This window comes from Pseudomonadota bacterium (assembly GCA_036141575.1).
In the GTDB taxonomy this organism is placed as follows: Bacteria; Pseudomonadota; Alphaproteobacteria; order UBA2136; family JAPKEQ01; genus JAPKEQ01.
The window spans coordinates 39,149-52,730 of sequence record JAYZXF010000017.1 but is presented as its reverse complement, the minus strand read 5'-3'; the positions used below and the strand labels follow the sequence as shown (position 1 = coordinate 52,730).

Below are 13,582 nucleotides of genomic sequence, written 5' to 3'. Positions count from 1 at the left end.
GATCGGTTTAAAGCAACTAAAAATAGAGCGGAGCGCTATTTTTGCAAAAATAAGCTTTAAACTAAGACCATACTTCACGGAGAGTTTCATTTTGAAAATTTTACATTTTCTAAATGGAAGGCTGAGAGTGAAGAATATAAATAAAGCAGCCAGTGGCTAGCACCAATACTTCACCACCTTCTCACCTCAGTATACCCATGCTCCAATACTTCCAAATATTTATGCATAAATAGGAAGGATATAAACACATGAGTCAACATGGTTTGAGCATTGCCAATCAGGCATTTCCAAGCTTTAGAAGCGACCTAAACAGTGCGCTCTCAGCTCTTAAAAGTATGAACAGCGGCACGACGGCGCCAAGTAGCCCTGTTGCGGGCATGCTGTGGTACGACACAGCAAACAGCCTGCTTAAAATGTACAATGGTAGCGCTTGGGACAACATTCCTGCCCCATCTACCGTAGACTTTGCAGCCCTTACAAACAGTGCGGTCGCAAGCACAGCTGAAGCTGAGGCTGGTACAGCGACTGATAAGCTTATGACACCAGAACGTACAGCTGAAGCGATTGCTGCCCTTGGTGGTGCAGGACTCAAGCATACGTTTGTAGGCCGCAGCGGTAGCCAAAGCATTAATACAAACACACTTACAAAAGTGCAGTTTAATAGCGCAATAGGTGACTTTACCGATAATGAAAGCTGGTTTGATACCACAACCAACCACCGTTTCCAGCCCACAGAATCAGGTTCATACCTTGTGCGTATGGACTGGAAGTTTAACAACGGTACGGATGGTGCTTATACATACGCTTCACTCTATAAAAATGGTTCAGCTCATACGCCATCACTTTGGGGTCTTTCTCAATATGCGGGCACAATTAAGTCCTCATTTTCTGCCAGCTACATTGTACAGATGAACGGCACAACAGATTACCTAGAAGGTTACGTTTGGCATAGCCATGGCAGCAATCAAAACCTGTCTCAATACACAGGTGACACGACATTTACAGCCATTAAGCTTTCAAACTAAGCGTCTAAAAAGGAATTTAATTATGAACCTCAATTTCATCTCAAAAGCCATTGATATTTACGGAAAAGAAAACGGAAAAACAATTAATAACATGACTGATTTTGTAATTATTCATGATGGTCAGAGTACTATTATTGATGGCTGGAACGTTGCAGGCCTTGCAGAGCCAACACTTGAAGAGTTGGCCCCATATGTCATGCAAGCAGAAGCAGAACATAATGCCACTGTTTATAAAACAGAGCGTAAAAAAGCTTACCCAGATATGGGTGAACAACTGGATGCCATCTGGAAAGGTTTTGCTGCTCTTGAAGCAAGTGGCACAACACTAGATGCATATACATCTGGCATGCTTGAAACTGTACAAGCCGTAAAAAGCATGTACCCAAAACCTTAGTAGGTTTACAGCACACAAAAAGGCCTCCCGTTTGGGAGGCCTTTTATTCGGTTTCAATACAGAGAATCAATCCTCTGTCGGCTTGTTCCAAGCTTCATCTTGATTATTGATCCACTTGCGTAAAGCGGTCATCAGCGAATCACGCGGCGTTTCAGGCGGAAGAACAATCCATGTATATGCCAGCGTAAAAACAAAAACTACGGGCGCAAACACCATGGCTTCGGGGTGCAGGGCCAGAATAGTTGCCAGAACAGAAAACAGGAAGAAGAAGATGCAAGCCGCCAAGTAATAAGACGATAAAGATTCATAGTGCTTATACTCAGGCTGCCTCTTGTTGTGGTTCTTTTTGGTTTTTTCATAGCCCGTCACACGACGACCGGCCCAAACCCCCATGGATAGAGTTGCATATGCAAACACAATCATTGGGCGGCCCAAAACGGCAACAACAGCCACAGTTGCCAGAAAAGCTGGCACCATAAGCACCCAGTAGTTAGAAATTAGATTCAGGTGGCTAAAAAAGCCACCTACGAGCCGCTCCAAAAAGCTGCTCCCACTCAGTGTCTTGACCTTCATGATGACCTCATGGGTTAGAGAACGTGATAAAAGATTGAATAATCAACATAAATGTATACAAAGTAAACATCCCTGTCAACATAAAGAAAGCTCCACAAGGGAGCTTTCTTCAATCGATTCAAACAGCTTAGTCTTGGCCACTGCCATTCCACTGTTCATCAGCTTTGTAGACAGCCTCTTTGAAGCGCTCAAGCAGCGTTGGACGGCTTTCATAGGGCTCAATGATAATCCACTCATACAGCGCCATAACGCCAAGGGGAATCAATAGAGTCCAGCCGTTTCCACCCAGCCCTTCATCATAGTAGATGCCGGTCATAATGGCACTTGCAATCAAACAGACAGCAGCCACAATAATGCCCCAACCATACTGGGAACCTAGACGGTCAAACTTTCCACCAACACTGGCTTCAGGGCTGCTGCTACCATAATAAAGATCATGGTAGTTTTGATAGCTTGTGATGTAGTGTACACCCCAATAGCCGATGATATAGCCAATAAACACAAGCCAGGCCTGTGTAAATCCCAATACCACCAGAAGCAGAAGTGTCCATGGCCCCATCCAAAATGGATGATCCACATGGAATTTAACGGGCTTAATTAAAAGCCCTGCAAGGGTAAACCTTGGTCCTTTCATGGGAAAACCTTATATGTAAAAACGAGAAAGATAGATGAGTTGCTGCCCTCTGTATACCACCCCTCCTTTTAGACAGCAATAAAAACCCTAAACTTTTGGAAACCCTTTAAAAAGAAGATGCGAAAGGATCTGCAAGGCAGCATACAACAAGCCTACAAAGCCTATCCTTACCACAGAATAGAAATCACCAGTATTAATATATAATACTGGCTAAATATATTCAGGGTGTCCCTTGTACATAAGGACTGTGCCGCCAATTACTGCTTTATTTATATCTTGAAAAGGCACGGCTACGCTGTAGCCTACCCTACACTGTGCCTTTTCGCTCGGCGCTCTTATGCGCCGGCTACGCTATCGCTCTGCGAAACATGAAGATATAGCTGAAGCGCTGACCTTCCCCATCATATAAGGTGTTGCCCTGCACACAAGCACTCTGCCTGCCACAGGCTGTTTTGTGTATGTTTAGCTGCCCCGCCGCACGCTCCGCGTGCTGGTGAGGCTTACCCTGCGAGGCAGCATCGAAAGCGCTGGCGCTTTCGGCTCACTGCATTCGCAAAGTAATATGAATCAACAGAGGTATCGGCCTCATAGAGTGCCCAGTGAAACGAAGCCAAAAGTTTAAGAACTTTTGAACGGCATAAAACAGCTCTGCCCAGATTGTGAAAGATGGGCAGGCAAAAGAAGCTTTATGCCAAGACCATAGCTTGTGTTGGATTTTATTTTGTAAAATCTACGATTTTCAAAATGAAAGACAGAGAGCAAGCCAAACTAGTGAATCATTGTTTTATCAACCATGTGCGTTGGTTCAGGCATGTCTTCGCCGTCCCCTTCATCGCCCATAGCTTGGCTGTACTTCCATTTCAGATCTGCAAGCTGGCTCACAAACTGAATGTGATGGCCCAGCATCGTATGGAAGTTCTCTAGAACCTCAGTATCGTTTGTCACCATGTTCACCGTACGAAGGCGCTGCTCAATGAGGCCAAGTTCTGGCGTTGTGAGCGTTTCTTCATCTGGTAGAACCAACGGTTCACCCAGCACATCTGCTGGTACAAGGTTTTCAATCACCGCCTCAGGTACAAAGTTCAGGCTCACCTCAAGCGTTGTCCCGCCCTCCTCAATCCTGTCGAGCAGCTCATACACCATAAACATACGGTGGTCACTGATATCACTAAAGATGTTGCGGTCAAAGTTTTGGCTCAGAATAGCCGTTACACCAATTTGGCCCATTTCAGATAGGTCATACACAAAGAAGACACCGCTATCTTCTACAATCACATTGCCTTTTTGCAGGTCAAACGTGTGCGATTCTTCTTTATGGTCAATAATCTCAACAGTCTGATGCTCACCTGCTTGGTACACATGTGTCTCACCAAGTGAAAACAGCTCACCATCCACCTGCATTTGGGTGAGAAGCAAAAAGTCCTCACCGTGCTCTGCTAGAGGCGTAAACTCAACCATGGCATCTTCAAGGGCTTGTAGCATGGCCTTTTTATTTCCAGCAAACTGGATTGGGCCACCTTCTTGCTCTTGCGCTACCTCTACTTCTGCCTTAGCAAGCGTAAACGCATCCTCAAGGATGTCGCTGTAGCTGCTATCTAGCATTGTAATAAGGAGGTCTTGTTCCATTTCAGGGTCATCCATCATATGCACCACATGCGCCGCATGGCGGTAAAATAAGCATTCAAATGGATCAGCTAAAATTTCAGTGAGTTCTTCAAAAGAGATATGTTTTGCAGTTGTCATATATATATTTTGTCCTCCTTCACAAGTAAAAGCAAGTGTTAAGGCACTGAAACATGCTCAATTTATGGGCTATGTTCTTCTTATTGATACATTTTTCTAGGCTCACGCTTGAAACTGACGCCCCCCATAACCATATCTTTATTATTCATGGTAAATAGGGAGATAAACCACGTCATGTCACAGGATCAAAACATTCAGCACGAGCTGCTTAATGAAGACAATCTATTTGTTGGCCACGGTCCAACATCTACACAATCTGGTAAATTGATTCATTCAACAAACATGTCTGGCCCAAGCCGTGATGAGGAACCTCATACACCAAACGATGACTATGAGGGCGATAAATATTTTGAAGACAATCCAGCAGAACGCAGCACGCCTGCATTTGATGAGCTTGTTGCAGATAGCATGACTGATAGACAGTTTGATGCCGTGCGTGATCTTTGCTGCCTGCCAAGAGACGTACGTGAGAATGACCCTGCGTATCAAAACCTTCTAGAGGATGTGACACAAAACATGGTCTACGTTCTTGAAGAGCGTAATGAAGGGTTTGACTTTGCCGATGAAACAAACGGCCTTGGAGATAGAGATGTTGAAGAGCTTTCTCCAGAAAAACGACAAGAGATTATACGCGGTGCCCTTGGCGGTGCCACTGACCGCTACGAAGAGCTCAGCCTGCGTGCCAATTACCAGCCAATGAGCGCTGAAGATGACTCTCACCCACCTCTAGACGAGGTAGAAAAAGCTGAACTGCGTGATTATGAAGCAGAGATCCGCCGCGCTGTTGCAGATTATTACGATGTAGACCCTATGCGTGGCAACGAAGAGCCTGATCTTTCCAACCGAGAGGTACCAGCGCTCCAAGCCGCTATGGACTCTTTTGAAGCTGGTGTAAACCGCAGTAACCATTACAAACGTTACTGGTCTAACAATACAGATTTTCAAGATGCAGATATTGAGTACATGGACCTCAAAGCCATCCAAGATGAACGAGACCTTTATGAGAAAGACCCTGAAGGGTACTGGGACGAAGAGCCACGTGGCCTAGATGAAGCTGAAAAAGAGGAAATGGCGAGACTTCAAGAGGTTCTTGAACAGCACCAACCTGATGCTGCAGAAATGCATGCCCGCGAGCAAGAGTTTCTAGACGATGTAAAAGCCAAGCTACAAGAGCGAGGCTACGACCTAGATAGCCTTGAAGAGCCTGACATGGCTAGTGACTTTGGCCGCTAAAAAAACGCCATTCAAATCCCCTGCACTGTGCGGGGGATTTTTACTTTCTTGTAAGAGTTTGACAGAGCCTGCGCCAAGACGTATACCAAATATATATCACATCTCTTTTTATGTTTTCTGACATGGAGCACCACAATGGACAAACCATTTGGCGATAAACTTCGCGACGCAGCACAATCCAAAAACTTGGCCACTCTCGAAGAAAAAATTCGTGAACTGATTCCGCAGCTGGAAGATATCTTCTCTGGCATGGCTGATGAAGGTCAAACGTACAAAGGCCACAACCTTCTGGAAGAAGGCCAATGGTTGAAGAACCTTCTCCTCACAAAAGATCTGGTTGAAAACTCTAAGGCATGGGCACTCCTTCAAGCACGTGCTAAGGAGCTGAACGTATGCATTCGGCTCTACGAGCATCATGGCTATGAACTAAATGTCACATTTCACCTGAATGAAACATTTGATGGCAAACAGTTTGTTCCAGACAAGTCTTCTACTGGTCCAAGCATCATCGTCTAGACCATAAATCGATAAAAAAAATCCCCCACGGTTTGAGTGGGGGATTTTTTATGTAGGAGAAAATAGCCTACCTCTCATGGCTTTTATCTTCTTCTTGTTCCATTGGAACCACGTTTTGCTCGGCTTGCGCCTCTTTGCGAGCTTGAATAGCGAGTCTCTTTTCCCTCTGTATTTCTAGATGTTCTGAAAGCTTAATAAAGCCTTCAACTGTCGAGGTATCAATATCTGCTTTTGTTTTTACATCTGTCATATCTTCCCCTCTCCTCTAGGCTGCCTTAGCATTTAAGTCTTGTAAAATACGTTGTAGTTCATTCATGGTTGGGCAAGCAAACGTACGTGGATTTGGCCCAGCCAGCGGAATCAAATCACCATAAGTACTCATACCGCATGGTAGAAGATCGCCCATAACATTTACACTACTGAACTCGTGATAGCTCACCTGCACACACCCACCAAGGTGCGTTGTGATTGGATCCCCATGAATAAGGAACCTGGTCGATTTAAACTCTGCCGGACGACTTAAGTCTCGTATATCAAGCATACCATCACGTTGAATCAGAAGCGTATGCTGTCCTGCCTCATACGTGTGCGTATTCTTATCAATCGTCTCAACTTCAATTGTTGTATCTGTATTAAAGAAAATACCGCGTACAGGTGCAATATTCACCATGTGCATCTTCTTCACATACATGTAATCTGAGCCGTCAATCTCTTGTAGCTCTACGCCAAGCGAAATAAGCGTATCTTCAATATCAAGTGCTGGAGCTTCAACAATACACTGCTGCGCTGAGGCGTGCAGGTTATCTGTTTCATTAAAGTAGATATGGTAGCTTTTTCTCAACTTAATCATTTCATCAAGAATGCGCTGCGCCACAGGCCCCATACGCATGTGGAGTTTCATGAGTGATGGATTAGACGGATGATCATCTTTCAAAATCAAATGACGTATATCAATAAAGTATACGGAGTCTTGGCTGCTTTCGTGCAGCTTCCGTTTTAATCCTTTATAGCTGAGTGTCGGAACCATTTTACCTATTATTATCCCTATTTTCCCTGTTACCCTATCTGTTTATAGGGGGACATAGAAATGCAACTTAGATTTGTCTGACAGCGGGCAGGTTAAGAATGTGCCCCATACATAAACACTGTTTCTACCAATGCCTGTTTTCTTTATATCTTGGCGGGGCGCCTCACTTCGTTCGGGCGTCACATTACATTGCGCCCCACCGCTCGGCGCCCTTAAGCGCCGGCTCGCTAATTGCTCGCGAAGCATGAAGACATAGCCGAGGTTTTATCCTTATAGAGCGGGAGCGAATGCGACCCAAAACGTTCAGGCGTTTTGAGCGGTTTAAAACAATTAAAAGCAGAGCGGAGCAATGCTTTTGAAAATGAAAGTTTTAAACCATGATACTACTTTGCGGGCTATCGTCTTTTTGAAGTAGCGCAGCGAATGAAAAAAGCGAGAGCGTAAAGCAAAGAATAAAAAAATTTCCAAATACGAGGCTGAGAGCAAGCACCAAAGCAATGTCAGCCTCCCCTTTTTTATCAATCACATAAATCATTAAGGGTTTTATACCAGGGGAGGAAATCCACATGCACACAACATTTGAATTGACATCAAAAAGCGGCATTTTAAAGCTGAAGAACTCAGAGATGTACGCTGATCGCTATCTTACGCTAGAGCTACACAATGATAATGGTATGGTAAAAGCTGTTGATCTTTCTCTTGCTGAACTTGAGCGCGCACTTAAAAAGCAAAAGAAGCTCACAGAAGTTAGCAGTACTTGGAAAGACGAGATGTCTCATAAGGCCACCTTCAGCATGAAAGAAGATTCAGGCACACTCTTTGTAACGCTCCATGAACAAGCCGCTAGCGAAGACGGATACCGCGAAACAGAATACCGTGAAGCCACTTTTGAAAAACATGACATGATTGAACTCATTGAACGCTATAAAATGGCCAATCCATACAAACCTCTCAGGTCTCCAACTGAGCTTGCCCGTTGGGATAAAGACTGGACATAAAGAAAACACCCCGCATTATGCGGGGTGTTTCATTTCGATTAAAGCGCACCTTGCAAACTGGCAAACAGTTTCTGTTCGCTGTCGCGGGCGCCATCTAGGCTTTTCTGTGTTGCCACCAACTCTTCTTCCAACTGCCCCACTCTGGAGCGTGTGTAGTTCAAAGAATCAATGAGGTTCAACACCTGGCCCAGCGTCTCATAAGAGTGCTTTTGTTTCATGTAAGCGACGACTGCGTCGGAATCTATACCTGTCTGCAGCAGCGCTATACGTGTATAAGCACGCCTATTCGCATAAGCCTGATTTTGCCAAGATGTTTGAATGGGCTTTTTCAACGCCACACTCGCAAAAATAAAACTTACAACAGGCGCCCCTACCATCAAGTAGCGCAAATAAATCGCGTCAGGCTGGCTGTGCAGGGCAATCTTTACAGCAAACAATAAAAGCAACACGCCGCCAATGCCATAAAACATGATGACTTCTTGCGCTTTCACTCTTTCACGATTGCCGTTTTCCTTCGGCTCAACAATCCAGTAGAAGAAACGGAAAACAACAGCAAACAAACTGAGTAGAACAGCGTAGAGAACACCAGCAATATCTGGTAGATATGCCCCTTCTTGCAACTCCCAAAATGGCAGTTTCAAAGTATCTAGGCTAAAAAAGCCCCAAAAGACACCTCCAACAATCAAGAAGAGTATCCAGATGCCACAAGCATTCAAAACGCTCTTTAAAAAGCGTCGCATGTGAGTAATCTCCATAAAAAACAGAAGAAAAGATGATGTATACCTTCAACTTACAGGAAGGCCTCACCTCTTACAACACATTTCAAGCGTTTAGAGTTGACAGAAAAATCAGCTTTGCATACCTTCAGGGCAATTCATATCCTGTTTTTCTTTTCACTTTCTGGAGCTCTATCTTATGAAAACCAAAGCAAAACCCTTTCTTACCCTTGGCAAACACACTCCTATTCATGTGATTGCGGTCATCGCATTCATGATTTTGCTCTCACAGTTTGCCCTGTTCATTGCAATTTTGGCCGTAACGACGTTCTACTCGTTTTGGATGAACCTAGACGCCTATTGGCGCATGTTTTATGACAAGGATCCGAAAAAAGAGTGGCGTGACCCTTCTGGTTACTATGTCTCAACAATCTTTTTCACCGCTCTTTTCTGCGTAGGCCTGCCTTTTGGCGCCTGGCTGGTTATGGGTCAAAGCCTGCTTTACATGCTGGTAACCATAGGTGCCGTCAACCTGTTTACGGCGTTCTATGGCTATGGCTGGGGCAGCGCGTTTGACACCAAAGACGAAGATTAATCGATTAAAAAAGCCCCTCACTTGAGGGGCTTTTTTTTAATGAGATGTTAACCGCGTAGGTTCCAAGATTCCACGTGCCACTGGCCATGCTCATTACATTTAAGAATGCCGCAAGCGCCTGTTTTTAACTTTAAACCGTGCTCACTTGCAAAGCGGTTAAAGTCACCTGTTACATGCGGGGCAAAGCGCGCAATACCGTTACTTGTTACAGCCCAAACCACGCCACCTTTATGGTGTTCAATTGCACGATCAGCAAGATCATTCCACCCGTCAATGACCCCTCCAATATCAAGGTTCCACCCATCAGGAACAAGCGCTTCTTTCTCCCACTTCTCAATGGCCTCTTCACCAAGACGAGAGACAACGACGCTCTCAGGCTGGTTTTCATCCTTACCGTAATCAATCTCACGCAGAAACTCTTCTACATCTGGAAAAGATGACGTACCCGCCGCTTCTGTTGCAATGTGCGCCGTTTGAATGGTGCGTTGCAACGGGCCACTTACAACCCAGTTTGGAGACAGACCTTTTTCTTTTAACATTACACCAAGCTTTTCTGCCTGCTGTTGGCCTGTTTCTGTAAGGGGCATATCTGTGCGCGCGCCAACGCGGCGTGGCTCTTCCCCTGCTTCAAATGTATTTCCGTGGCGAATCACAACCAATGTTGTCATGCTGCTAATCCTTGTTCTTGCTTGGCGGCTCTGGCGAGCACGCCTTCCATTTGCGTTTGATAGCCCTGCATCTCTTCTGAGACTATGCGGAGCTTATCCACCGCTTTTTTAATCACTTTAAGCTCTGCCACAATACCTTCTGTTGAAACGGTCTCGTCTGTTTCTTCTGGCATAAGCGTATTGAGCTGCTCGGTGTGTTCTACCACATCACGCATATTTTGCCCCATACTTTGCAGAGATTTTTGGCTTTCATTGTTAACTTCCGTCACAGACTTCACACTGTTTTGAATTTCGCCAGTCGCTTTTGCTGTCATAGACGAGAGCTTTTTAATCTCATCCGCAACCACACTAAAGCCAACACCAGCGTCTCCTGCACGGGCAGCCTCAATACTTGCGTTAAGAGCAAGCAGGTTTGTTTTGCTGGCAATATCACCAATCATAGTATTGGCGCTTACAATCTGTGTGAGCGCTTCTTCCATTTGTGTCATAACGCCTTGGGCTTCACGTGTGGCTTTTGCATTCTTCTTTGCCAGATGAAGCACCCCTTGAGATGAGAACTTCACCTTCCCAAAAGCTTCTTTAGAATCCTTTTGCTCATCCATAAGCCCTTTTACCATTGGGAAGAGTGTATCAAGCTCTTTCTTCAATGTGTCTATCTTCATAAAGCCTTGCTTAAACTTTTCAGAAAGGTTGTAAAAATCTTCATAAAACGCCTCATGCATCATCGGCTCATCTGATGGGATATAACTTAGACTCTCATCAGACAAATGCGGCTTCTCTTCTTCCTGCGTGGTAAAAGGCAGTAGCATAACCAACATACAAACACTCACAACAAAAGCAGCCATAAAGGCGAGCGTTGACTCATTCATCACTTCAGGATGTAGCATCGTAATGGTCCAGAACTGGGTCATTAGGACACCAACAGAGGCAAACATCAGAAGAACTTTAGGAGAAGCTTTTTTGGGTTTCATATGGGTTTTCGCTTTTTATATTTTTATAGGCGTAGGGGCAGTGTAGCGGAGTCTGTGATTTTTTCCAATAAGTATCCCCCCTCTTCGCACCTTATGTTCCCCCTCCTATACTCTCCCTAAACCTTAAAGAAGGGCTCCCTTATGACACGCGCACTCTCTAGCTATAATGCCGCAGCCACATCAGGCAAAACAGTACACCCTGTTATCTTTGTGAAAATTGACTATACAGACAACCCTGTTTACGCCCATAGCGATACAGGCACCCTTAGCTTTCATGGAGAGACCTTTACCGGTGTAGGGCAGCTTGGCAGTATCAGTGGTATTGAAGAACAAGGTGACCTTGCCGCCTCAGGGCTTACCATGACCCTTGCAGGGATTGACCCTACCCTTCTCTCTCAAGCTATGCATGCGCCCCACCAAGGTAGACCCGTTCATGTATGGATTGGCTACTTAGATGAGAACCGTACATTGGTTGATACCCCGCACCTGATTTTTAGAGGCAGGCTTGATACCCATACCCTTACCCTAGGGGAACAAGCTATTTTGACTCTTACCGCAGAGAACAGGCTTGTTGACTGGAGCCGTCCACGTACCCTGCGCTTTAATGCAGAAAGTCAAAAAACACGATTTCCCGCTGATGAAGGCTTTGCCTTTGTGGCCCAAGCCACAGAGAAGACCATCCTATGGGGCCGTGCGTAATATATGAACGTACAGGCATGGGAGGTTTTAGAACAGTATAGAACCCTTCCGTTTATATGGGGTACAAGTGATTGCTTCCTCTTTGCTTGCCATATACAAGATGCTCTGTATGGTACGGATTCCTACTTAGAGCATAAAGGCAAGTATCACTCTAAGCGTAGTGCCATTACCTACTTTGCTCATCAGACACATACACGCTCTTTTACAGAAGCCATTCAAACCATATGGCATGTCTCTTCCCCTATACGTGGCTGCATTGCCCTTAAAGGAACGGCCTGCGGCATTTATTTGGGCCAAACATCTGCCTTTAGACACAGTAAAGGGCTCACAATTTTGCCTAGTTCTTCAGCAGATACTTTTTTAAAACCGAAAAACCCTTGCAAAACCCTATAAATCTTTATAAAAAAGGGACAAACTGATCTGTTATCCCTTTCTTTTTTAAATGAGTAAAGCCTATGCGCATTCATCAAATCATCTATACCCTCAAAGGGTTCATGGAAGAAAAGACTCTTTTCTCCAATACGCTGCAGGTTCTGGTTCAAAACACCAACTGGTCGCCAGAAATGTTTGCCGCCTATTTTAACGTCGATAATGACGTGTTCTATCAGTGGCTGGGTGGAAGTAATATTCCAGACCGAGCACGCCAAGTTGCCTATATCGAGAGTATCGCCGCCTTTATGGATATCGATATTACGCGCATTGCAGAAACGTTGAGAAAACTGGAACTGCACCAAAGCACGCCCAGCAACAACAACTTTGTTGATGCCATGCAGGCCATTGACTTTAGCTTCTTCAGCAAAGAGCTGATTGGCAAAGGCATGTTTGGCCCTCACGCAACGGCACGGCAAGCTGGTTCAAAAATCAGCAACTTCAAAAAGCGTCGCGGTATGCCCACCATCACCTTGCAAAAGGATATGACAGAAGGTGCAGCCCGTGCTATTGAGGTGCAATTTCTCTCACCGTTTGAGAGAGTCACCAAAGTGGACGATGTCGAGAAGCTCCCCAAACCGGAAATTCTGCCCTCATCCAGCACCGCATAACACGAAATAAAAACATCTCCCCAACGGGGGATGTTTTTTGTTGCATAACGGGCTCTCTTCCGCTAAAACCTCCTACGCATTTTATCTTTTTAACTTTTCCTATTTTCCTAACTATCTGAAAGGCCCCGAATGTTGACTGCCCTAACGATACTCATTGTTGTTCTGGCCCTTGCCTGTGGCTCAATGAGTTATGTTCCGAGTATTTACAATGAGTACAGCCCTGAGATGGAAAAGCAGCACCACATTACATTTGCCCTAATTGGCGCATTTTGTATTGTCCTAATGCTCTTTACAGCAAGCATGTCTATGCCTCATGCTGGCGCTGCTGCTTTGTGCTCTATTGCGGCGTTTATTTTTGGCCGCAAACGCGCTGAGATGAACGACTCCATCGATTAAACTGAAAAGCCCCCGCACATGCGGGGGCTTTCTTTTTCGTGTCAGTACATCTGTGCTGCACGCTCATCATCGGTTTTGTTCACGTCAATGCCGTGCACGTTTTTGTCATAGGAGCGCGTCAGCGGATCGCAGTGGTCATAGCGGTTATAGCCGGGATCACCTGGCTTTGGGCCTTGCGGCTTGCTCTTCGTTTTGTCAGGGCCGCAAATGGCAGTTTTCACACGTTGGCACAAAGACATAGCGTTTACCTCTCTAGGCTATGAAAAATGACATAGATATGAATCCACTCTTAGGTATAGGCTTTCTTAAAAAGATACAAGCTTTTCAAGCACTTTTTTATTGCCTCTTTCCGCA

19 protein-coding genes are annotated in these 13,582 nt (G+C 45.1%); 9 read left to right on the top strand and 10 right to left on the bottom strand.

Features of this window, described 5'->3' with window-relative positions:
* The first annotated feature begins 248 nt into the window (after positions 1–248).
* Both VX730_07675 and VX730_07670 read left to right on the top strand, forming a co-directional pair.
* A complete protein-coding gene (locus VX730_07675; protein MEC9292262.1) occupies positions 249–1,025 on the top strand; it encodes a hypothetical protein in 777 nt (258 codons plus the stop codon).
* 22 nt (positions 1,026–1,047) lie between these two features.
* Positions 1,048–1,419, top strand: coding sequence for a hypothetical protein (locus VX730_07670; GenBank protein MEC9292261.1), 372 nt, complete (start codon positions 1,048–1,050; stop codon positions 1,417–1,419).
* A gap of 66 nt (positions 1,420–1,485) precedes the next feature.
* Here the strand turns inward: VX730_07670 and VX730_07665 are convergent, their stop codons facing one another.
* The 3 genes from VX730_07665 to VX730_07655 form a co-directional block, all read right to left on the bottom strand.
* The gene (locus VX730_07665; GenBank protein MEC9292260.1) at positions 1,486–1,992 is read right to left on the bottom strand and encodes a hypothetical protein; all 507 of its coding nucleotides are present in this window, start codon (positions 1,990–1,992) and stop codon (positions 1,486–1,488) included.
* A 127-nt stretch (positions 1,993–2,119) separates the two neighbouring features.
* On the bottom strand, positions 2,120–2,626 hold the full coding sequence (locus tag VX730_07660) for a hypothetical protein (GenBank protein ID MEC9292259.1): 507 nt from the start codon (positions 2,624–2,626) through the stop codon (positions 2,120–2,122).
* Between the two features lie 768 nt (positions 2,627–3,394).
* The gene (locus VX730_07655) at positions 3,395–4,369 is read right to left on the bottom strand and encodes a hypothetical protein (protein ID MEC9292258.1); all 975 of its coding nucleotides are present in this window, start codon (positions 4,367–4,369) and stop codon (positions 3,395–3,397) included.
* 174 nt (positions 4,370–4,543) lie between these two features.
* Here VX730_07655 and VX730_07650 point away from each other — a divergent pair, with 174 nt between their 5' ends.
* Positions 4,544–5,602, top strand: coding sequence for a hypothetical protein (locus tag VX730_07650; GenBank protein ID MEC9292257.1), 1,059 nt, complete (start codon positions 4,544–4,546; stop codon positions 5,600–5,602).
* Between the two features lie 135 nt (positions 5,603–5,737).
* Entirely contained in the window at positions 5,738–6,118 is a 381-nt protein-coding gene (locus tag VX730_07645; protein MEC9292256.1) for a hypothetical protein, read from the top strand.
* Positions 6,119–6,185: 67 nt separating this feature from the next.
* Here the strand turns inward: VX730_07645 and VX730_07640 are convergent, their stop codons facing one another.
* The 3 genes from VX730_07640 to VX730_07630 form a co-directional block, all read right to left on the bottom strand.
* Positions 6,186–6,368 (bottom strand): hypothetical protein, encoded by a 183-nt coding sequence (locus VX730_07640; protein MEC9292255.1) that lies wholly within the window; start codon positions 6,366–6,368, stop codon positions 6,186–6,188.
* 15 nt (positions 6,369–6,383) lie between these two features.
* Entirely contained in the window at positions 6,384–7,019 is a 636-nt protein-coding gene (locus VX730_07635) for a hypothetical protein (protein ID MEC9292254.1), read from the bottom strand.
* Between the two features lie 496 nt (positions 7,020–7,515).
* The gene (locus VX730_07630) at positions 7,516–7,680 is read right to left on the bottom strand and encodes a hypothetical protein (protein MEC9292253.1); all 165 of its coding nucleotides are present in this window, start codon (positions 7,678–7,680) and stop codon (positions 7,516–7,518) included.
* Positions 7,681–7,711: 31 nt separating this feature from the next.
* On the opposite strand from VX730_07630, the gene VX730_07625 reads away from it, so the two are divergent.
* Positions 7,712–8,143, top strand: coding sequence for a hypothetical protein (locus tag VX730_07625; GenBank protein ID MEC9292252.1), 432 nt, complete (start codon positions 7,712–7,714; stop codon positions 8,141–8,143).
* 38 nt (positions 8,144–8,181) lie between these two features.
* On the opposite strand, the gene VX730_07620 is transcribed toward VX730_07625, so the two are convergent.
* Entirely contained in the window at positions 8,182–8,883 is a 702-nt protein-coding gene (locus VX730_07620; protein MEC9292251.1) for a hypothetical protein, read from the bottom strand.
* 175 nt (positions 8,884–9,058) lie between these two features.
* Here VX730_07620 and VX730_07615 point away from each other — a divergent pair, with 175 nt between their 5' ends.
* The gene (locus VX730_07615; GenBank protein ID MEC9292250.1) at positions 9,059–9,454 is read left to right on the top strand and encodes a hypothetical protein; all 396 of its coding nucleotides are present in this window, start codon (positions 9,059–9,061) and stop codon (positions 9,452–9,454) included.
* Between the two features lie 47 nt (positions 9,455–9,501).
* Here the strand turns inward: VX730_07615 and VX730_07610 are convergent, their stop codons facing one another.
* Entirely contained in the window at positions 9,502–10,122 is a 621-nt protein-coding gene (locus VX730_07610; protein ID MEC9292249.1) for a histidine phosphatase family protein, read from the bottom strand.
* Positions 10,119–11,093 carry a methyl-accepting chemotaxis protein gene (locus VX730_07605; GenBank protein MEC9292248.1) on the bottom strand — a complete coding sequence of 325 codons (975 nt, stop codon included), beginning with the start codon at positions 11,091–11,093 and terminating at the stop codon, positions 10,119–10,121. Before VX730_07605 ends, VX730_07610 begins: the two co-directional genes overlap by 4 nt.
* Before the next feature lie 141 nt (positions 11,094–11,234).
* Here VX730_07605 and VX730_07600 point away from each other — a divergent pair, with 141 nt between their 5' ends.
* From VX730_07600 to VX730_07590, 3 genes are all read left to right on the top strand, one after another.
* Positions 11,235–11,792, top strand: coding sequence for a hypothetical protein (locus VX730_07600; GenBank protein MEC9292247.1), 558 nt, complete (start codon positions 11,235–11,237; stop codon positions 11,790–11,792).
* Between the two features lie 455 nt (positions 11,793–12,247).
* Positions 12,248–12,832 (top strand): hypothetical protein, encoded by a 585-nt coding sequence (locus VX730_07595; GenBank protein ID MEC9292246.1) that lies wholly within the window; start codon positions 12,248–12,250, stop codon positions 12,830–12,832.
* A gap of 129 nt (positions 12,833–12,961) precedes the next feature.
* A complete protein-coding gene (locus tag VX730_07590) occupies positions 12,962–13,228 on the top strand; it encodes a hypothetical protein (GenBank protein ID MEC9292245.1) in 267 nt (88 codons plus the stop codon).
* A 41-nt stretch (positions 13,229–13,269) separates the two neighbouring features.
* Here the strand turns inward: VX730_07590 and VX730_07585 are convergent, their stop codons facing one another.
* On the bottom strand, positions 13,270–13,467 hold the full coding sequence (locus VX730_07585) for a hypothetical protein (protein ID MEC9292244.1): 198 nt from the start codon (positions 13,465–13,467) through the stop codon (positions 13,270–13,272).
* Between the last annotated feature and the right edge of the window lie 115 nt (positions 13,468–13,582).

Bases quoted from the DNA above. Each gene is read 5' to 3' on its own strand.
- VX730_07675 (MEC9292262.1), top strand. From the start codon at position 249: ATGAGTCAACATGGTTTGAGCATTGCCAATCAGGCATTTCCAAGCTTT.
- VX730_07670 (MEC9292261.1), top strand. From the start codon at position 1,048: ATGAACCTCAATTTCATCTCAAAAGCCATTGATATTTACGGAAAAGAA.
- VX730_07665 (MEC9292260.1), bottom strand. From the start codon at position 1,992: ATGAAGGTCAAGACACTGAGTGGGAGCAGCTTTTTGGAGCGGCTCGTA.
- VX730_07660 (MEC9292259.1), bottom strand. From the start codon at position 2,626: ATGAAAGGACCAAGGTTTACCCTTGCAGGGCTTTTAATTAAGCCCGTT.
- VX730_07655 (MEC9292258.1), bottom strand. From the start codon at position 4,369: ATGACAACTGCAAAACATATCTCTTTTGAAGAACTCACTGAAATTTTA.
- VX730_07650 (MEC9292257.1), top strand. From the start codon at position 4,544: ATGTCACAGGATCAAAACATTCAGCACGAGCTGCTTAATGAAGACAAT.
- VX730_07645 (MEC9292256.1), top strand. From the start codon at position 5,738: ATGGACAAACCATTTGGCGATAAACTTCGCGACGCAGCACAATCCAAA.
- VX730_07640 (MEC9292255.1), bottom strand. From the start codon at position 6,368: ATGACAGATGTAAAAACAAAAGCAGATATTGATACCTCGACAGTTGAA.
- VX730_07635 (MEC9292254.1), bottom strand. From the start codon at position 7,019: ATGAAACTCCACATGCGTATGGGGCCTGTGGCGCAGCGCATTCTTGAT.
- VX730_07630 (MEC9292253.1), bottom strand. From the start codon at position 7,680: ATGATTTATGTGATTGATAAAAAAGGGGAGGCTGACATTGCTTTGGTG.
- VX730_07625 (MEC9292252.1), top strand. From the start codon at position 7,712: ATGCACACAACATTTGAATTGACATCAAAAAGCGGCATTTTAAAGCTG.
- VX730_07620 (MEC9292251.1), bottom strand. From the start codon at position 8,883: ATGCGACGCTTTTTAAAGAGCGTTTTGAATGCTTGTGGCATCTGGATA.
- VX730_07615 (MEC9292250.1), top strand. From the start codon at position 9,059: ATGAAAACCAAAGCAAAACCCTTTCTTACCCTTGGCAAACACACTCCT.
- VX730_07610 (MEC9292249.1), bottom strand. From the start codon at position 10,122: ATGACAACATTGGTTGTGATTCGCCACGGAAATACATTTGAAGCAGGG.
- VX730_07605 (MEC9292248.1), bottom strand. From the start codon at position 11,093: ATGAAACCCAAAAAAGCTTCTCCTAAAGTTCTTCTGATGTTTGCCTCT.
- VX730_07600 (MEC9292247.1), top strand. From the start codon at position 11,235: ATGACACGCGCACTCTCTAGCTATAATGCCGCAGCCACATCAGGCAAA.
- VX730_07595 (MEC9292246.1), top strand. From the start codon at position 12,248: ATGCGCATTCATCAAATCATCTATACCCTCAAAGGGTTCATGGAAGAA.
- VX730_07590 (MEC9292245.1), top strand. From the start codon at position 12,962: ATGTTGACTGCCCTAACGATACTCATTGTTGTTCTGGCCCTTGCCTGT.
- VX730_07585 (MEC9292244.1), bottom strand. From the start codon at position 13,467: ATGTCTTTGTGCCAACGTGTGAAAACTGCCATTTGCGGCCCTGACAAA.